The following is a 17,791-nucleotide window of genomic DNA, read 5'->3' on the forward strand; positions in this document are numbered from 1 at the left end:
CGCTACCGGTGCACCATCCACCCATGGTCTCCGGGCCGGGCGCATCCGTAGACTGGCTGCTGATTCCTGTGGGACCAAGCCATGGCAAACGTGTTCGACTCCCCCTTCAAGGGCAAGCTGCTGACCGAAATGGTCACCAACCCCAACATCCTCGTCGGCCGCTACAGCTACTACTCCGGCTATTACCACGGGCACGGCTTCGACGACTGCGCGCGCTACCTGCTGCCTGATCGCGACGACGTGGACAAGCTGATCATCGGCAGCTTCTGCTCGATAGGAAGCGGCGTCAGCTTCATCATGGCTGGCAACCAGGGCCACCGGCACGATTGGGCATCGACGTTTCCGTTCTTCTACATGCAGGAAGAGTCGGCCTTTGCCGCGGCCAATGACGCCTTCAGGCCGGCCGGTGACACCGTGATCGGCAACGACGTGTGGATCGGCGCCGAGGCGATGATCCTGCCGGGAGTGCGCATTGGCGATGGTGCCGTGATCGGTAGCCGGGCACTGGTGACCCGCGACGTGGCGCCCTACGCCATCGTGGGCGGCAACCCGGCCAAGGTGCTGCGCAGCCGGTTCGAAGCGGAGGACATCGCGCGGTTGCTGGAAATGGCGTGGTGGGAGTGGCCGCTGGCGCAGATCAAGGCAGCGATGCCGTTGCTGACCGCTGGGGATATCCCGGCGCTGCATGCGTATTGGCGCGAACAGGCGGCGTGATCCGACCTCGCGCATCGTGTGCACGGAATATCATCCACGCATGGCGTGGATCTACTTCAATCCGGGCCTGCGATGCGCCATCCGTAGAGCCGAGCCCATGCTCGGCTGCTTCAGGCAAGAGCAGCCGAGCGTGGGCTCGGCTCTACAAGAACCATCCACGCATGGCGTGGCTTTACTGGCGGCGCACCGACTGCACGACCGACAGGCGGCGCAGGCGCCGCATGACCTCGGCCAAGTGGTTGCGGTCGCGCACCTGGATGTTGAACGCCAGCACGGCAGCGTTGAAGTCGCGATCCAGATAATCCACGCGCTCGATGTTGGACTGGCTCTGCGCGATCGCGGCGGCAAGCTGGGCCAGCACGCCGGTACCGTTCTCCACCTCCACCACCAGCGAGGTGTCGTAGTCACCGGAAACGGTGGTATCCCAGCCGATCAGCACCCAGCGCTCGGGCGACTTGCGCAGCTCGGCCAGGTTCGGGCAGTCCATGCGATGCACCACGATGCCCTTGCCGGCGGTGTGGTAGCCCATGATGTCGTCGCCGGGAATCGGCTGGCAGCAGCCCGCGAAGGTGACCACGCCGCGCTCGCTGCCATTGATCAGGATCTTCTCCTGCGAGTGGTGGCGCGAATGCGGGCCGCCACGCAGTTCCGCATAGGCCATCAGCGCCTGCGCGGCCTGGGTCGGCATCCAGTTGCCGAGCGCGACTTCGGCCAGCAGGGCCTCCAGACGCGGGAAACGGTGCTCGGCCAGGAATGCATCCAGGCGCCCCTTCGGCAGCCGCTCCAGCGAGGAATCCATCGCCTCCAGCGCACGGTCAAGCATGCGGTGGCCCAGCTGCACGGCGTCCTCGTGCTCCAGCTGCTTGAGCTGGTGGCGGATCGCGGTGCGTGCCTTGCTGGTGACCACGAACTCCAGCCACTGCGGTTTGGGCGTGGCCGAACGCGCGGTGATGATCTCCACCGACTGCCCGGAGACCAGCTTGGTGCGCAACGGCACCAGCTTCTTGTCCACGCGCGAGGCCACCGCCATGTTGCCGACATCGGTATGCACGGCGTAAGCGAAATCGAGCGCGGTGGAATTGCGCGGCAGGGCCAGGATCTTGCCCTTCGGCGTGAACAGGTAGACCTCGTCCGGGAACAGGTCGACCTTCACGTTGTCGAGGAATTCCAGCGAGGAGCCGGCCGCGCGCTGCGAATCGATCAACTCGACGATCCACGCGTGGGCACGGCTCTGCGCGCTGTTGGGAGAATCGCCACCGAACTTGTAGGTCCAGTGTGCGGCCACGCCTCGCTCGGCAATCAGGTCCATTTCCTCGGTACGGATCTGCACCTCGATCGGCGAGCCGTACGGTCCGAAGAGCACGGTGTGCAGCGACTGGTAGCCGTTGGCCTTGGGAATGGCGATGAAGTCACGGAAGCGGCCGTCCAGCGGCTTGAACGTGGCATGCACCGAGCCCAGTGCGTGATAGCAGGTGGGCACGCTGCGCACGACCAGGCGGAACCCGAACACGTCCATCACCTGGTCGAAGCTCTTGTTCTCGTCGCGCATCTTGTTGTAGATGCTCCACGGCGTCTTGATGCGGCTGACCAGGCGGTGTTCGATGCCCTCCTTCGCCAGGCGCTGCGACAGCTGCACTTCCACCTGCGCCATCGCCTCGCGGCGCACCACCGGCTGGCTGCGGATGTGCTTTTCCAGGATCGCGTGGCGCCACGGATACAACGCCTTGAAGCCCAGGTTCTGCAGCTCGCTCTTGACCAGGCTCATGCCCAGCCGCTGCGCGATCGGCGCGTAGATCTCCAGCGTCTCGCGGGCGATGCGGCTCCTCGCTTCGCGGCTCTGGGCGCCCAGCGTGCGCATGTTGTGCAGGCGGTCGGCCAGCTTGATCATGATCACGCGCAGGTCGCGCGACATCGCCAGCAGCATCTTGCGGAAGCTCTCCGCGGCAGCTTCCTGGCGGTCCCGGAACTTCAGCTTGTCCAGCTTGGTCACGCCATCGACGAGTTCGGCAACCGGCTCGCCGAACTCGGCGGCCAGCGCCTCGCGGGTCAGCGGCGTGTCCTCGATGGTGTCGTGCAGGATCGCGGCGATCAGCGCTTCGACATCCAGGCCGAGCTCGGCCAGCACCTGCGCAACCGCCACAGGATGGGTGATATAGGGCTCGCCCGACTTCCGTGTCTGCCCAGCGTGCGCAGCGGCCCCGACTTCCCAGGCACGGCGCAGCAGCGGCAGCTGCTCCGGCGGCAGGTAATGGGCGGCGCGTTCAAGCTGGAGGACGTAGTCGGGTACGGCGGCAGTGGGGGCTGCGGCGACCTTGGCAGTGGGGCCTGGGTTCATGCCCGAAGCCTATTCCAGCGCGACGTTTACGGCAAATCCTGAATGCGAAACAGCCCGCACGGGGCGGGCTGTTCGGCGTGTCCAGCGATGACGTTGATCGATGCGATCAATCGTCGTTCTTGGACATGTCTTCATCGGCGACCACTTCCGCGGCGGCCCACTCCAGCGCTTCGCGCTCGGCGCGCTCACGCTCGGCCTTCTCGACTTCGTCGATCAGCGCGTTGTCGATCTTGCGGGCAGCGATCTCGCGCAGCGCCAGCACGGTCGGCTTGTCCTCGGTCTCGCTGTTGTCCAGCGTGGCCTGCACGCCATTGGCGAGCTGGCGGGCACGCTTGGAGGCCATCATGACCAGCTCGAAACGGTTGTTAACGACTTCCAGGCAATCTTCTACGGTGATGCGGGCCATACGGGCTCCCGGCGACCGGTCGGCCGCTCAGTCGAATGAGGGAAAGGGGACGGAGTGTACCGGCAGGGGCTGGACAAAATCAAGCCAACCCTCACCCGATTCTTTTGGAATCAGTCAGTTGCGCCCGGATCAGGGGTCAACAGGGCCTGGATCAGCCCGGCGTGGCGGACCTTCTGGGCCTCGCGGCGCAGGCGGCTGGCGGTGAAGATCGCGCACAGCTCGTCCACGGCGGTGTCGAACACCTCGTTGACGATGACGTAGTCGAACTCGTTGAAGTGCAGCATCTCGTCGCGGGCGGCGCCCAGGCGCTGGGCGATCACCGCCTCGCTGTCCTGCCCACGCTTGCGCATGCGATCCTGCAGGGCCTGCTTGGACGGCGGCAGGATGAACACGGTGACCGTGCCCGGTACCAGCTGCCGGACCTGCTGCGCGCCCTGCCAGTCGATCTCCAGCAGCACATCCTGGCCGGCCGCCAGCTGCGGTTCCACCGACTGCCGCGCCGTGCCCTTCCAGTCTCCGTGCACCCATGCATGCTCGAAGAAGTCGCCCGCAGCAATCATCTGCTCGAACTTCTCTGCGGTGACGAAGTGATAGTGCTCACCGTTCACTTCACCCGGTCGCATGGCTCGCGAAGTGAAGGAGATCGACAGGGCGATCTGCGGGTCGCGGGCCAGCGTCGCGTTGACGATGCTGCTCTTGCCGGCGCCTGAAGGGGCGGCAACGATGTACAGCGTGCCGCGCGCGATGGTGGCCGACGGGGTGGACGGGGCGCTCATGCACGGAACCCAACTGGTTGATTTCGCAAAATTTTTCCTCGATGTTCCAGACATGGCGCGGAGGATCGCGCCAGGACGGCGGGGACTGCGCGGAACAACCTGGAACCAGGCCCGGCAGACGGCTCCCCGAGGTGCGGGCACGCAACTTTACCAGAGCGGCCCCTCCCCGCGCCCGGCCACACCCGGCCGGCCTTGTGCCACATGGGCATGCGGGGGGCTGTGCTATAACCGGGGCATTGCGGTCGTTCCCGGAAAGACGCTCGCGGCATGCTGGCGGTTCTCCCCTTCGACGGCCGTACCCACCGACAGCCCGGAGGCCTGCACGCCTCCCCGCCATCCAAGGAGAACGGCATGCCCTCGATGAGTCGCCGCCAGTTCCTGAAGGTCACCGGGACAACCCTGGTGGGCTCCAGCCTGGCCCTGATGGGCTTCGCGCCCGGCATCGCGCTCGCGGAGGTGCGGCAGTACAAGCTGACCCGCGCCACCGAGACCCGCAACACCTGTACGTACTGTTCGGTGGCCTGCGGGATCCTGATGTACAGCCTCGGCGATGGCGCCAAGAACGCCGAGCCGAGCATCTTCCACATCGAGGGCGACCCGGACCATCCGGTCAACCGTGGCACGCTGTGCCCGAAGGGCGCCGGCCTGGCCGACATCATCCACAGCAAATCGCGCCTGCTCTACCCGGAATACCGTGCACCGGGTACGAACGAATGGAAGCGCCTGAGCTGGGACGACGCTCTGGACCGCATCGCGCGGCTGATGAAGGAAGACCGCGACGCCAACTTCGTGCAGAAGAACGAGGCGGGGCAGACGGTCAACCGCTGGCTGACCACCGGCATGCTGGCGGCCTCGGCCACCAGCAATGAAACCGCGGTATTGACCCACAAGGTCGTCCGCTCGCTTGGAATGCTCGCATTCGACAACCAGGCACGTGTCTGACACGGCCCGACGGTGGCAGGTCTTGCCCCGACGCTAGGCCGAGGTGCGATGACGAATCACTGGGTCGACATCAAGAATGCCGACCTGATCCTGATCATGGGTGGCAATGCCGCCGAGGCACACCCGTGCGGGTTCAAATGGGTGACCGAGGCCAAGGCACACAACAAGGCCCGCCTGATCGTCATCGATCCACGCTTCAACCGCTCGGCCGCGGTGGCCGATGTCTACGCGCCGATCCGCACCGGCACCGACATCGTGTTCCTGGGTGGCCTGATCAACTACCTGCTGGCCGAGGACCGCATCCAGCACGAGTACGTGCTGAACTACACCGACATGTCGTTCCTGGTGAAAGACGAATTCGCCTTCACCGACGGCCTGTACTCGGGCTATGACCCGCAGAAGCGCAGCTACGACCGCTCCAGCTGGGACTACCTGTATGGCGACGACGGTTACGTACGCAGCGACCCGACGCTGAAGGACCCGCGCTGCGTCTACAACCTGCTCAAGCAGCACTACGCACGCTATACCGTGGAGATGGTCGAACGCATCTGCGGTACGCCCGCCGACAGCATCCGCCAGATCTGGGACATGATCGCGTCCACCGCCGGCAAGGACAAGGCGATGACCATCCTGTACGCGCTGGGCTGGACGCAGCACTCCGTCGGTGCGCAGAACGTGCGCGCCGGCACGATGGTGCAGCTGCTGCTGGGCAACATCGGCGTGGCCGGCGGCGGCATGAACGCCCTGCGTGGGCATTCCAACATCCAGGGCCTGACCGACATCGGCCTGATGTCCGACCTGCTGCCGGGCTACCTGACACTGCCCAGGCAGGACGAGCAGGACTACAACGCCTACATCGCCAAGCGCACGCAGAAGCCGCTGCGCGCCAACCAGATGTCGTTCTGGCAGAACTACCCGAAGTTCCATGTCAGTCTGATGAAGTCGTGGTGGGGCGATGCCGCCACCGCCGACAACAACTGGTGCTTCGATCACCTGCCCAAGCTCGACAAGCCCTACGACATGCTGCAGGCCTACGAGCTGATGAACGAAGGCAGGATCCATGGCTACATCTGCCAGGGCTTCAACCCGCTGGCCTCGGCACCGAACAAGGGCAAGCTGATCAGCGCGTTCTCCAAGCTGAAGTTCATGGTCAGCATGGACCCGCTGGAAACCGAAACCATCGCCTTCTGGCAGAACCATGGCGCACTGAACGACGTCGACCCGAGCACGATCCAGACCGAAGTGTTCCGCCTGCCGACCACCTCGTTCGCCGAGGAGAACGGCGCGGTGGTGAACTCCTCGCGCTGGCTGCAATGGCACTGGAAGGGCGCCAACGCACCGGGCGAAGCGCGCAGCGACATCGAGATCATGTCCGAGCTGTTCCACCGCATCAAGGCGCTGTACGAGAAGGACGGCGGCGCGTGGTGGGAGCCGGTGCGCGACCTCGCCTGGAATTACGCCGACCCGAAACTGCCGACGCCGGAAGAACTGGCGATGGAGTACAACGGCAAGGCACTGGTGGACGTGTTCGATCCGAAGGACCCGACCCGGCTGGTGCGCAAGGCCGGCGAACAGCTGGCCGCGTTCGGCGACCTGCGCGACGACGGCAGCACGTCTTCCGGCTGCTGGATCTACATCGGTGCGTGGGGGCCGACCGGCAACATGATGGCACGGCGCGACAACAGCGATCCCACCGGTATCGGCAACACGCTGGGCTGGGCCTGGGCGTGGCCCGCCAACCGCCGCGTGATGTACAACCGCGCCTCGTGCGACGTCGCCGGGCAGCCGTTCGATCCACGACGCACCCTGCTCGCCTGGAACGGCAGGAACTGGGGCAACATCGACGTGCCCGACTTCAAGGCCGATGAAGACCCGGCCGGCGGGATGGGCCCGTTCATCATGAACCCCGAGGGCATCGCCCGCTTCTTCGCCAAGGCCGGCATGGCCGAAGGCCCGTTCCCGGAACACTACGAGCCCTTCGACACGCCGTTGCGCAGCAACCCGCTGAGCCCGGGCCAGGCGCTGACGCTGAACAATCCGGCCGCGCGCGTGTTCGACAGCGACCGCGCGCAGATCGGCTCGCCGGACGAGTTCCCGCACGTGGCCACCACCTACCGGCTGACCGAGCATTTCCACTTCTGGACCAAGCACGGCAAGCTCAACGCCATCATCCAGCCGGAGCAGTTCGTCGAGATCGGCGCAGCCCTGGCCGAAGAGCTGGGCATCGGCAACGGCAGTCGCGTGCGGGTCAGCTCCAAGCGTGGCCACATCGAAGCCGTGGCGATGGTGACCAAGCGCATCAAGGCACTGCAGATCGATGGCAGGACGGTGCACCAGGTGGGCGTGCCGATCCACTGGGGCTTCCTGGGCGCTGCCAAGCCCGGTTACATCGCCAATACGCTGACCAACGCCATCGGTGACGGCAATTCGCAGACGCCTGAATCGAAGTGCATCTTGGTCAAGGTCGAGAAGGTGTAGGAGACACGCCATGTCACTGCAATCGCTGGACATCATCCGCCGCTCGGCCACCACCACGCCCTCGCCGCAGGCGCGCGGTGCCCACACCGGACAGGTCGCCAAACTGATCGACGTGAGCAAGTGCATCGGCTGCAAGGCCTGCCAGGTCGCCTGCATGGAGTGGAACGACCTGCGCGACGAGGTCGGCAGCTGCGTCGGCAGCTATGACAACCCGCCGGACCTGAGCGACCAGTCGTGGACGGTCATGAAGTTCCGCGAGTACGAGGACGAGAAGGGCAAGCTGGAGTGGCTGATCCGCAAGGAGGGCTGCATGCACTGCAGCGACCCGGGCTGCCTGAAAGCCTGCCCGTCGCCGGGCGCGATCATCCAGTACGCCAACGGCATCGTCGATTTCCAGGAGGAGAACTGCATCGGCTGCGGCTACTGCGTGACCGGCTGCCCGTTCGACGTGCCGCGGATCTCAAAGAAGGACCACAAGGCCTACAAGTGCACGCTGTGCTCGGACCGTGTGGCCGTGGGCCAGGAGCCGGCGTGCGTGAAGACCTGCCCGACCGGGGCGATCACGTTCGGCAGCAAGCAGGCGATGACCGAGCATGCCGCCGGCCGCGTCGAGGACCTGAAGTCACGCGGCTACGAGAATGCCGGGTTGTACGACCCGCAGGGCGTCGGTGGCACCCACGTGATGTACGTGCTGCAGCACGTGGACAAGCCGGAGCTGTACGCCGACCTGCCCAAGGACCCGCGCATCAGCCCCATGGTCGAGGTCTGGAAGGGGGTGGCCAAGCCGCTGGGCGTGCTGGCAATCGCCGCGACAGCCTTCGTGGGCTTCCTGCACTACATCGGCATCGGCCGCAACACGGTCAACGATGAGGAGGAAGAGCAGGCCGAGCACGAAGCAAAGAAGATCGAAGAGGAGCAGCGGCCATGAAGTACGCCCCGCACCCCCGCCAGATCGTGCGCTACCGCGCTCCGACCCGCATCAACCACTGGATCGTGGCGATCTGCTTCGTGCTGACCGCGCTGTCCGGCCTGGCCCTGTTCCACCCTGCGCTGTTCCCGTTGACGGCGCTGTTCGGTGGCGGGCCGTGGACACGCATCCTGCATCCCTTCGTCGGCCTGGCCATGGTGGTGGGCTTCGCCCTGCTTGCCTTGCGCATGTGGCGTGACAACCTGCCTACCGCCGACGACCGCGCGTGGCTGCGCGGCATGCGCGAAGTGCTGCGCAACGAGGATGAGACACTGCCACCGGTTGGCCGCTTCAACGCCGGCCAGAAACTGCTGTTCTGGGCGATCATCGGCTGCCTTTCAGCGTTGCTGCTGACCGGCTTCGTGATCTGGCGGCAGTATTTCAGCCATCTGTTCCCGATCGGCGTGATCCGTTTTTCGGTGCTGGTGCACGCACTGTTTGGCTGGGTACTGGTATGCGCCATCGTGGTGCACATCTATGCCGCGATCTGGATCAAGGGTTCGGTGCGCGCGATGACCCAGGGCAAGGTGACCTATGGGTGGGCCTACAAGCACCATCGGCAGTGGTTCAGGGACATCCTGCGCGGGCGGCGCGGAGAGGGGTAACGGCAGGGCCTGCGGCCCTGCACCCGCCGGATCAACGTCAACGTCAACGTCAACGTCAAAAGCAGGTTGCCGCCGGATGGCGGGGTGGGTCCCGCTGCTGTTGGTGGGTGTCGACCTTGGTCGACACGATGAACACGGCAACAACCGATGGGGTCAGATCCGTTTTCCTTTGGAAAACGGATCTGACCCCGACCTTTCAGGTGGCCGGCAACACGCTGGACGCCAGCGTCGACAACGGCGAGGATGGAGCCTGGTTCTTCCGGCTGGCCCCGCATGGCGCAACGCATCCTTGAACCCGGTGAGATCGAGACGCTGGCCTCGCGCGATGTCCCGCGCATCATTCTGCCGGATGCCGCCTCGCTGTTCGGCGGACGTGCGGACCGGCTGCGCAGCCTGGCCGGACGCAGTGCCATCGGTGGCTACCTGCAGCTGCTGGCGGCACTGGCCGATGCACAACAGGCGCTGCTGGACGAACTGACGCCGCAGCAACGCGAGGCGCTGCAGGCGCAGGCCCGCGCGCAGCAGTCGAGCGCGGCGGCCAGCGCCGGCATGCCATTGCGGCCCGCCAACACACTTCAGCTCGATGGTCGATGGCGCGACTGGTTGCGCGCGCTGTGCCGGCACTGCGCCGATGAAGCCGGGCTGCCTGCGGAGACCCGACAGGAACTGCAACGGGTTGCCGCGGCCGCTGACGCCTGGCTGGATGCACAGGCGCATGCGGTGCTGGAGCGCGACGACGCACCGTCGCTGGACGCGGTCGCTGCCCTGCTGGTGATGAACGCGCTGCAGGTGTACTGGGCCGTACTCGCGGCCAGCTTCCGCCCCACCGACCTGAAACCGCTTGCCGATGCACCCGGGCTGTGCCCGCTGTGCGGCTCGTTGCCGGTGGCCAGTGTGGTGCAGGCGCGCCCACCCTACGCCTCCTACCGCTATCTGTCGTGCTCGCTGTGCGCCTGCCAGTGGCACTACGTGCGCGTGCAGTGCAGCCAATGCGGCGCGGCCGGCAAGGACATCGCCTATCGCGCGCTGGCCGAGGTCGACGGCGATGCAGGCGAGGTGGTGCGTGAAGGCGCGATCCGCGCCGAGACCTGCGATCACTGCCACAGCTACCGCAAGATTCTGTATCTGGAGAAGGATCCGGCGCTGGAGCCGGTCGCCGACGACCTCGGCACGCTGGCGCTGGATCTGTTGCTGGGCGAGGAAGGCTACATGCGCGCCAGCCAGAATCCGCTGCTCTGGCAGTCCGACGGCGACTGAACCGATGCCTCGCGTGCACGCCCCCACCGCCCCGGCCAGCGCCCTGCCCTCGCTGGACCGCCTGCTGCGCCTGCCGGCGTTGTCGACGCTGATCAGGGACCACGGCCGCAGCCGCATCGCCCATCTACTGCGCGAGCACGTGCAGGGGTTGCGCGAGCGCAGCGGCCGCGGCCAGCTGTCACCCGAACAGCTGCAGCGGGCCGTCGCGGAACCCGGCGTGGTCGCGGCCCTGCAGTCGGCGCTGGCAGCCGATGCACGCCTGGATCTGCAGCCGGTATTCAACCTCACCGGCACGGTGCTGCATACGAATCTCGGCCGCGCGCTGTTGCCGGACGCCGCGGTACGCGCAGTGACCCGCGCGATGACGGCGCCGGTGGATCTGGAATTCGACATCGCCCTGGGCCGTCGGGGGGACCGCGATGCGCGCGTGCGGGCACTGGTCTGCGAACTGACCGGCGCCGAAGCGGCGACCGTGGTCAACAACAACGCAGCAGCAGTCCTGTTGCTGCTCAACAGCCTGGCCAATCGCCGCGAGGTAATCGTGTCGCGGGGCGAACTGGTGGAAATCGGCGGCGCCTTCCGAATTCCCGATGTAATGCGCAGCGCCGGTGCGCGGCTGCGCGAAGTGGGCACCACCAACCGCACCCATCCGGCCGACTTCGACAGCGCCATCGGCACGCGCACCGCGCTGCTGATGGAAGTGCACGCCAGCAACTACGCCATCACCGGCTTCACCGCCAAGGTCGATACTGCACGGATGGCATCGATCGCGCACGGGCACGGGCTGCCACTGGCGGTGGACCTTGGCAGTGGCAGCCTGTGCGACCTGTCTGCCCACGGTCTACCGCGCGAACCTACAGTGCAGGAAACGCTGGCGGGGGGCGCCGACCTCGTCTCGTTCAGCGGCGACAAGCTGCTCGGTGGACCGCAGGCCGGGATCATTGCCGGCCGCGCCGACCTCATCGCACGCATCAACCGCAATCCGCTCAAGCGCGCCCTTCGTATGGACAAGATGGGCCTGGCCGCGCTGGAAGCGGTACTGGCGCTGTACCGCGAACCGGAACTGCTGCCGCAGCGGCTGCCGACCCTGCGCACGCTGTCCCGCGAACAGGGAGACATCCATGCGCAGGCACAGCGCCTGCTGCCTTCCGTGCAGCAGGCGCTGGCCGCGCATTACGCGGTTGAAGCGGTGCCGATGTACAGCCAGGTCGGCAGTGGCGCGCAGCCACAGGCGCAACTGGCCAGCGCCGGCCTGCGCATCCGCGTCGCTGCAGCTGCCGGGTTGGACCGGCTGGCCAAGCGCCTGCGCGGCCTGCCACGGCCGGTGCTCGGGCGCATTGCCGAGGATGCGCTGTGGCTTGACCTGCGCGGGCTTGAGTACGGGGATGAGGCTGCTTTCCTCGCCCAGTGGAGCGCGCTGCAGGCATGATCGTCGGTACCGCCGGGCATATCGACCATGGCAAGACCAGCCTGGTGCGGGCACTGACCGGCATCGAAACCGATCGCCTGCAGGAAGAGCGCGCGCGCGGCATCTCCATAGAACTGGGGTATGCCTATGTGCCGGTGGAGGCCGCACGCGGAGAGGGGCCTCCGGCGATGCTGGGCTTCGTCGATGTGCCGGGTCACGAGCGCTTCGTGCACACGATGGTGGCCGGTGCCACCGGCATCGATGTGGCGCTGCTGGTGATCGCCGCCGATGACGGCGTGATGCCGCAGACCCGTGAGCATCTGTCGATCCTGCAGCTGCTGGGTGTGGACCGCGCTGCAGTGGCATTGACCAAGATCGACCGTGTGGATGCGGCGCGCATTGCCGAGGCCGAAGCGGAGATCGTTGCCCTGCTGGCCGGCACACCGCTGCAGGGGTCTGCAGTATTCGCCTGCAACAGCACCGACAGCGCGGATGCCGGCATCCATGCGCTGCGCGCCCACCTGCATGCGTGGGCCGCCGCTAACGACAGCCTCCGGACGGCCCAGCGCCGCAGCGAGCTGTTCCGCATGCCGGTGGATCGCGTGTTCTCGCTGGCCGGTCACGGCACACTGGTCACCGGCGCGGTACAGGGCGGCGTGGCCGCGGTCGGCGCGCATCTGCAGTTGATGCCGACCGCCATCGACGTGCGCATCCGCAGCATCCATGCGCAGAACCAGGCCAGTGGACAGGCTGCCGCGGGACAGCGCTGTGCCCTGAACCTGGCCGCCATCGCCCGCGACGGCATCACCCGCGGCGACTGGATCGCCGATCCGCGCGCGCTGCAGGCCACCACCCGCGTCGACGTACGCCTTCGCCTTGCGGCACAGGTGCGGCCCCTGCGCGACTGGACACCGCTGCACATCCACTGGGGCACGATGCACCGGCAGGCCCATGTGGTGCTGCTGGAGGATGAAGACAGTGGCAACGGCCAGCTGGTGCAGCTGGTGTTCGATGCCCCGGTCTGCGCGATGTGCGGCGATCGCTTCATCGCCCGCGATTCGGCTGCAGCGCATACGCTGGGCGGCGGCACCGTGCTCGATCCCGATCCACCGCAACGACGTCGGCGCAGCCCGGCACGCCGGGCGTGGTTGGCAGCCCTTGAACAGCTCGCGGCCGGCGCCGGCGTCGGGCCGCTGCTGCAGCAGGCACCGGCCGGCATCGCGCTGGCCGCCCTGCAACGCTACTGCCGGCGTGAGGCCGCACAGATCGATCTCCCTGCAGATGCCCGGCGCATCGCCACCCGCGAGGACACCGTGATCATCCTCGCCTTGCACTGGCAGGCGCTGCGCGCACAGGTGATCCGCTCGCTGCATGACTGGCACGAGCGACGGCCGGACGAGCCCGGTGTCGACAGCGGGCGCCTGCAGCGCAGCACCCTGCCCGCGCTCTCGACCAGTCTCTGGAACGCACTGCTGCAGGACCTGTTCGACGATGGCGCGTTGCAGCGCGTGGGCGCGTGGTGGCGGCTGCCAGGCCACGACCATGCGCCGCCGGAACGCGAGCGCGCGCTTCTCGAACGCGTGCTCCCGCGTCTGGATGCCGGTGGTTTCGATCCGCCCTGGGTGCGCACGCTTGCGGCCGATCTCGGCTTCGCCGAGGAGGAGATGCGTGCGGTCCTGCGTCGCGCCGCAGCGCGCGGCGAGCTGTTCCAGGTGGTGCCGGACCTGTTCTACGCACCGGCCCGCATCGACGCGCTGGCGGCAACGGTCGCCCGGCTGTCACAGGCAACCGGCATGGTGGATGCTGCAGCATTCCGCGATGCCATCGGTCTGGGCCGCAAGCGCAGCATCCAGATCTTGGAGTTCTTCAATCGCGTTGGCTACACTCGACGCGTCGGTGACCAGCATCGGCCGCGCGGCGACCTGCAATGGAACACCGCCCACGGTTGACTGCACCGGTACCGCCGTACCTTCGGAAGGCATGCGCATCCGGGCATGCGGCTGGGCTTCAAACCCAGCAGGGGGCGTCGATCGCTCCCTGGTAGGTTCGACTCCTGCTGCCTTCCGCCATTCGTGTTCCTGCAGGAGATGCCGGCATGGCCTCGCATGTGCAGTCCCCACTCCCCCCGTCGGCCGAGGCTCCGCAGCGATTGACTTCGCTGGCCCACGGCGGCGGTTGTGGCTGCAAGATCGCACCCGGCGTGCTGGCCGAACTGCTGCGGGGCACCCCGGCGTTCCCTGCGCCGGCCGAACTGCTGGTCGGCCGCGAGACCAGTGACGATGCCGCGGTCTACCGGCTTGATGATCGCCAGGCGATCGTCGCCACCACCGACTTTTTCATGCCGATCGTCGATGACCCGTTCGACTTCGGCCGCATCGCCGCCACCAATGCGCTGTCGGACCTGTATGCGATGGGCGCGCGGCCGCTGTTCGCACTGGCCATCGTCGGCATGCCCATCAATACGCTGCCACAGGACACGATCCGCGGCATCCTGCAGGGCGGCGAACGTGCCTGTGCCGACGCCGGCATCGTGGTGGCCGGGGGCCACAGCATCGACTCGGTGGAGCCGATCTATGGCCTGGCCGCGATCGGCGTGCTGGATCCGCAGCGGCTCAAGCGCAATGCCGATGCCCGAACCGGCGATGTGCTGGTGCTGGGCAAGCCATTGGGCGTGGGCGTGTATTCGTCGGCGCTGAAGAAAGAAGTGCTGAATGCCGAGGGCTACCGGCAGATGGTCGAGTCGACCACCCGCCTGAACAGCGTGGGCCTGCCCCTTGCCGCGCTGGACGGCGTGCATGCCATGACCGACGTCACCGGCTTCGGCCTGCTCGGCCATCTGCTGGAGGTGTGCCGTGCCAGCGGGGTCGCCGCCGAGGTGGACAGCACACAGGTGCCTCTGCTGCCGCAGACCCTGGACCTGCTGCAACGTGGCTGCGTTACCGGCGCATCCAACCGCAACTGGGCCTCGTATGGCGGCCAGGTGCATTTCGCCGAAGGCGTGGCCGCCCACTGGCAGCCACTGCTGACCGACCCGCAGACCAGCGGCGGCCTGCTCGTATCCTGCGCAGCGGACGCCGTGGATGCGGTGAAAGCCGTTTTTGCCGACGCCGGGTTTGCCCAAGCCGCGGTGATCGGCCACCTGCTGGCGGGGCCTGCCGGCGTCAGCGTGCGCTGAAACGATGAGGGCGCCCGAAGGCGCCCCGCAGCATCACTCGATGTTCTGCACCTGCTCGCGGATCTGGTCGATCAGCACCTTCAGCTCGACCGCGGCATTGGACGTGCGGCTGTCCACCGACTTCGAGCCCAGCGTGTTGGCTTCGCGATTGAACTCCTGCAGCAGGAAGTCCAGGCGGCGGCCGACCGGCTCGCGCTGCGTGAGCACGCGGCGGATCTCGACGATGTGGCTCGACAGGCGGTCCAGCTCCTCATCCACATCCAGCTTCTGCAGCCACAGCACCAGCTCCTGCTCAGCGCGGCCGGGATCGACCGGATGCGGCAGATCGGCCAGGCGCGCAGCCAGCTTGGCACGCTGGCCATCACGGATGGCGGGAATCAGCGTGCGGACGTCACCCGCGATGCGCTCGATGCCATCCACGCGCTCGGCAATGGCCGCGGCGAGCTTGCCGCCCTCGCGCTCGCGGGCCTCGACGAATCCGTCCAGCACCTGATCCAGCAAGGCCAGCGCCTCGACCTGCAGGGCCGCCGCATCGGTGGCCTCGCCCCGGGTCACGCCCGGCAGCTGCAGCAGATCGGTGAAGCTCACCTGCAGGTTGGGAAAATCCGACGTCAGGCGGTGGGCCAGATGCCCAAGCTGGCCCAGCAGGGCCTCATCGACCTGCAGATTCCCCGCCGCGTCCGGCGCACGCAGTCGCAGCACCAGATCCAGCTTGCCGCGGCTCAGGCGCGCGGCGATGCGCTCGCGCAGCTGCGGCTCCAATGCCCGCAGCTCTTCAGGCAGGCGGGTGCCGACCTCCAGGAAGCGGTGGTTGACCGAGCGCAGCTCGCAGCCCAGCGTGCCCCACGGGGTGACCCGCTCGCCACCCGCGTAGGCGGTCATGCTTCGAATCATGGAATGTGTCCGGTGCGTGCAAAGGGGGAATGGTACCCTAGCGCCCTCACCAGAGCCCCCCTGCCCGCCCCGTGAAGGTCGCGGGCATGGCGGCGTACTCCCCGCCCTTACGGAACCCGCATCATGTCCGATTCCCGCCCCAGTGGCCGCCAGCCCGACCAGCTCCGCCCGGTCGTCATCCAACGCGGCTTCACCCGCCACGCCGAAGGCTCGGTACTGGTGTGCTTCGGTGAAACCCGCGTGCTGTGCACGGCCAGCGTCGAGAACCGGGTTCCGGGCTTCCTGCGCGGCAAGGGCGAAGGCTGGGTGACCGCCGAGTACGGCATGCTGCCGCGCGCCACCCACACCCGCAGCGACCGTGAAGCGGCGCGTGGCAAGCAGGGCGGCCGCACGCTGGAGATCCAGCGCCTGATCGGCCGCAGCCTGCGCGCCTGCGTGGACCGCAATGCCCTCGGCGAACGCACCATCACCCTGGACTGCGACGTGCTGCAGGCCGACGGCGGCACCCGCACCGCGGCCATCACCGGCGCCTACGTGGCCCTGGTCGACGCCGTGAACGTGCTGATCAAGCGCGGCGAGATCAAGCGCAACCCGATCCTGGGTGCGGTGGCAGCGGTGTCGGTGGGCGTTTACCGCGGCACTCCGGTGCTGGACCTGGACTACGCCGAAGACAGCGACTGCGACACCGACATGAACGTGGTGATGAACGATGGCGGTGGCTTCATCGAGCTGCAGGGCACTGCCGAAGGCCATGCCTTCCGCCGCGATGAACTGGACGCGCTGCTGGGACTGGCCGAAAAGGGCGTGAACGAACTGCTGGCCGCACAGCAGGCGGCGCTGTCGGCATGAACCGGCGCCTTGCCCTGACCACCCTGGTGGTGGCCGACTATGACGAGGCCATCGCCTGGTATACCGGCAAGCTCGGCTTCGCACTGCTGGAGGACATCGACCAGGGCCACAAGCGATGGGTCGTGGTCGGACCGACCGACGGCAGCGCCGCCGCCCTGCTGCTGGCGCGCGCCAGTGACGAGGAACAGCGCAGCCGCATCGGCAACCAGACCGGTGGGCGCGTTGCGTTCTTCCTCAACACCGACGACTTCCACCGCGACCATGCGGCGATGCTGGCCGCCGGGGTGGAGTTCCTGGAATCGCCGCGCGAAGAACCCTATGCAACGGTCGCGGTGTTCCGCGATCTGTATGGCAACACCTGGGACCTGCTGGAGCCCCGTCAATGAAGAAACTGGTACTGGCCAGCCACAACGCCGGCAAGCTGGTGGAGATGCAGGAGATCCTTGCCGACCTGCCGCTGCAGATCACCTCGGCCGCCGAACTGGGCCTGGGCGACGTCGACGAGACCGGCCTGACCTTCGTCGAGAACGCGCTGCTGAAGGCGCGCGCGGCCTGCGAAGCGACCGGCCTGCCGGCGCTGGCGGATGATTCGGGGCTGATCGTCGATGCGCTCGGCGGCGCACCCGGCCTGTACAGCGCGCGCTATGCCGGCCACCCGACCAATGCCGCCGCCAACAACGCCAAGCTGCTGGACGCGATGGCCGACATCCCCGATGGCCAGCGCAGCGCCCGCTTCTATGCGGTGATCGTGCTCCTGCGCCACGCCACCGACCCGCAGCCGCTGATCTGCGAGGGCCGCTGGGAAGGGCAGATCATCCGCGAACTGCGTGGCACGAACGGTTTTGGCTACAACCCGGTATTCCTGGACACCACCCACGGCCTGACTGCTGCGGAAATGGAGCCGGCCCTGAAGAACGCCATCAGCCACCGTGCCATTGCCCTGCAGCAGCTCAAGCAGCAGCTGGCGACGCTGTACTGAAGCCAT

16 protein-coding genes and 1 tRNA gene are annotated in these 17,791 nt (G+C 67.2%); 13 read left to right on the forward strand and 4 right to left on the reverse strand.

Features of this window, described 5'->3' with window-relative positions:
- Positions 1-81: 81 nt before the first annotated feature.
- Entirely contained in the window at positions 82-714 is a 633-nt protein-coding gene (gene catB / locus QMZ25_RS07175) for a type B chloramphenicol O-acetyltransferase (RefSeq protein ID WP_111186780.1), read from the forward strand.
- Between the two features lie 172 nt (positions 715-886).
- On the opposite strand, the gene QMZ25_RS07180 is transcribed toward catB, so the two are convergent.
- The 3 genes from QMZ25_RS07180 to gmk form a co-directional block, all read right to left on the reverse strand.
- Positions 887-3,049: a bifunctional (p)ppGpp synthetase/guanosine-3',5'-bis(diphosphate) 3'-pyrophosphohydrolase gene (locus QMZ25_RS07180; RefSeq protein WP_053519455.1), complete on the reverse strand. Its 2,163-nt coding sequence runs from the start codon at positions 3,047-3,049 to the stop codon at positions 887-889.
- A gap of 106 nt (positions 3,050-3,155) precedes the next feature.
- Positions 3,156-3,455, reverse strand: a complete 300-nt coding sequence (rpoZ, locus tag QMZ25_RS07185; protein ID WP_005410877.1) for a DNA-directed RNA polymerase subunit omega — start codon at positions 3,453-3,455, stop codon at positions 3,156-3,158.
- A 110-nt stretch (positions 3,456-3,565) separates the two neighbouring features.
- A complete protein-coding gene (gene gmk, locus QMZ25_RS07190; RefSeq protein WP_053519456.1) occupies positions 3,566-4,231 on the reverse strand; it encodes a guanylate kinase in 666 nt (221 codons plus the stop codon).
- Positions 4,232-4,582: 351 nt separating this feature from the next.
- On the opposite strand from gmk, the gene fdnG reads away from it, so the two are divergent.
- The 9 genes from fdnG (at position 4,583) to selD (ending at position 15,063) form a co-directional block, all read left to right on the forward strand.
- Positions 4,583-7,651: a formate dehydrogenase-N subunit alpha gene (gene fdnG, locus QMZ25_RS07195; protein ID WP_262100489.1), complete on the forward strand. Its 3,069-nt coding sequence runs from the start codon at positions 4,583-4,585 to the stop codon at positions 7,649-7,651.
- 10 nt (positions 7,652-7,661) lie between these two features.
- Positions 7,662-8,579 carry a formate dehydrogenase subunit beta gene (gene fdxH / locus QMZ25_RS07200; RefSeq protein ID WP_065181684.1) on the forward strand — a complete coding sequence of 306 codons (918 nt, stop codon included), beginning with the start codon at positions 7,662-7,664 and terminating at the stop codon, positions 8,577-8,579.
- Positions 8,576-9,223, forward strand: a complete 648-nt coding sequence (locus QMZ25_RS07205; RefSeq protein WP_164150895.1) for a formate dehydrogenase subunit gamma — start codon at positions 8,576-8,578, stop codon at positions 9,221-9,223. Before fdxH ends, QMZ25_RS07205 begins: the two co-directional genes overlap by 4 nt.
- Positions 9,224-9,330: 107 nt before the next feature.
- On the forward strand, positions 9,331-9,516 hold the full coding sequence (locus QMZ25_RS07210; protein WP_283219372.1) for a hypothetical protein: 186 nt from the start codon (positions 9,331-9,333) through the stop codon (positions 9,514-9,516).
- Complete coding sequence (gene fdhE, locus QMZ25_RS07215) at positions 9,497-10,480, forward strand: formate dehydrogenase accessory protein FdhE (RefSeq protein ID WP_111186782.1); 984 nt, start codon at positions 9,497-9,499, stop codon at positions 10,478-10,480. Before QMZ25_RS07210 ends, fdhE begins: the two co-directional genes overlap by 20 nt.
- A 13-nt stretch (positions 10,481-10,493) precedes the next feature.
- The gene (gene selA, locus QMZ25_RS07220; protein ID WP_283219373.1) at positions 10,494-11,909 is read left to right on the forward strand and encodes an L-seryl-tRNA(Sec) selenium transferase; all 1,416 of its coding nucleotides are present in this window, start codon (positions 10,494-10,496) and stop codon (positions 11,907-11,909) included.
- A complete protein-coding gene (gene selB, locus QMZ25_RS07225) occupies positions 11,906-13,837 on the forward strand; it encodes a selenocysteine-specific translation elongation factor (protein WP_283219374.1) in 1,932 nt (643 codons plus the stop codon). Before selA ends, selB begins: the two co-directional genes overlap by 4 nt.
- A gap of 24 nt (positions 13,838-13,861) precedes the next feature.
- Positions 13,862-13,957 (forward strand) — tRNA-Sec (locus QMZ25_RS07230).
- A gap of 26 nt (positions 13,958-13,983) precedes the next feature.
- On the forward strand, positions 13,984-15,063 hold the full coding sequence (selD, locus tag QMZ25_RS07235; protein ID WP_283219375.1) for a selenide, water dikinase SelD: 1,080 nt from the start codon (positions 13,984-13,986) through the stop codon (positions 15,061-15,063).
- A 33-nt stretch (positions 15,064-15,096) separates the two neighbouring features.
- Here selD and QMZ25_RS07240 read toward each other — a convergent pair whose 3' ends face one another.
- The gene (locus tag QMZ25_RS07240; RefSeq protein WP_053519464.1) at positions 15,097-15,957 is read right to left on the reverse strand and encodes a YicC/YloC family endoribonuclease; all 861 of its coding nucleotides are present in this window, start codon (positions 15,955-15,957) and stop codon (positions 15,097-15,099) included.
- 123 nt (positions 15,958-16,080) lie between these two features.
- On the opposite strand from QMZ25_RS07240, the gene rph reads away from it, so the two are divergent.
- From rph to rdgB, 3 genes are read left to right on the forward strand one after another with little or no spacing between them, the layout of a single operon-like run.
- On the forward strand, positions 16,081-16,806 hold the full coding sequence (gene rph / locus QMZ25_RS07245; RefSeq protein WP_053519465.1) for a ribonuclease PH: 726 nt from the start codon (positions 16,081-16,083) through the stop codon (positions 16,804-16,806).
- Positions 16,803-17,192: a VOC family protein gene (locus QMZ25_RS07250; RefSeq protein WP_074899697.1), complete on the forward strand. Its 390-nt coding sequence runs from the start codon at positions 16,803-16,805 to the stop codon at positions 17,190-17,192. The genes rph and QMZ25_RS07250 overlap by 4 nt, the downstream gene beginning before the upstream one ends.
- The gene (rdgB, locus tag QMZ25_RS07255) at positions 17,189-17,785 is read left to right on the forward strand and encodes an RdgB/HAM1 family non-canonical purine NTP pyrophosphatase (RefSeq protein ID WP_053519467.1); all 597 of its coding nucleotides are present in this window, start codon (positions 17,189-17,191) and stop codon (positions 17,783-17,785) included. Before QMZ25_RS07250 ends, rdgB begins: the two co-directional genes overlap by 4 nt.
- The last annotated feature ends 6 nt before the right edge of the window (positions 17,786-17,791 follow it).

This window comes from Stenotrophomonas sp. RS-48 (genome assembly GCF_030053245.1).
GTDB lineage: Bacteria > Pseudomonadota > Gammaproteobacteria > Xanthomonadales > Xanthomonadaceae > Stenotrophomonas > Stenotrophomonas maltophilia_P.

Coding starts and splice junctions, on each gene's coding strand:
- catB (WP_111186780.1), top strand. CDS start 82: ATGGCAAACGTGTTCGACTCCCCCTTCAAGGGCAAGCTGCTGACCGAA.
- QMZ25_RS07180 (WP_053519455.1), bottom strand. CDS start 3,049: ATGAACCCAGGCCCCACTGCCAAGGTCGCCGCAGCCCCCACTGCCGCC.
- rpoZ (WP_005410877.1), bottom strand. CDS start 3,455: ATGGCCCGCATCACCGTAGAAGATTGCCTGGAAGTCGTTAACAACCGT.
- gmk (WP_053519456.1), bottom strand. CDS start 4,231: ATGAGCGCCCCGTCCACCCCGTCGGCCACCATCGCGCGCGGCACGCTG.
- fdxH (WP_065181684.1), top strand. CDS start 7,662: ATGTCACTGCAATCGCTGGACATCATCCGCCGCTCGGCCACCACCACG.
- QMZ25_RS07205 (WP_164150895.1), top strand. CDS start 8,576: ATGAAGTACGCCCCGCACCCCCGCCAGATCGTGCGCTACCGCGCTCCG.
- fdhE (WP_111186782.1), top strand. CDS start 9,497: ATGGCGCAACGCATCCTTGAACCCGGTGAGATCGAGACGCTGGCCTCG.
- selB (WP_283219374.1), top strand. CDS start 11,906: ATGATCGTCGGTACCGCCGGGCATATCGACCATGGCAAGACCAGCCTG.
- selD (WP_283219375.1), top strand. CDS start 13,984: ATGGCCTCGCATGTGCAGTCCCCACTCCCCCCGTCGGCCGAGGCTCCG.
- QMZ25_RS07240 (WP_053519464.1), bottom strand. CDS start 15,957: ATGATTCGAAGCATGACCGCCTACGCGGGTGGCGAGCGGGTCACCCCG.
- rph (WP_053519465.1), top strand. CDS start 16,081: ATGTCCGATTCCCGCCCCAGTGGCCGCCAGCCCGACCAGCTCCGCCCG.
- QMZ25_RS07250 (WP_074899697.1), top strand. CDS start 16,803: ATGAACCGGCGCCTTGCCCTGACCACCCTGGTGGTGGCCGACTATGAC.
- rdgB (WP_053519467.1), top strand. CDS start 17,189: ATGAAGAAACTGGTACTGGCCAGCCACAACGCCGGCAAGCTGGTGGAG.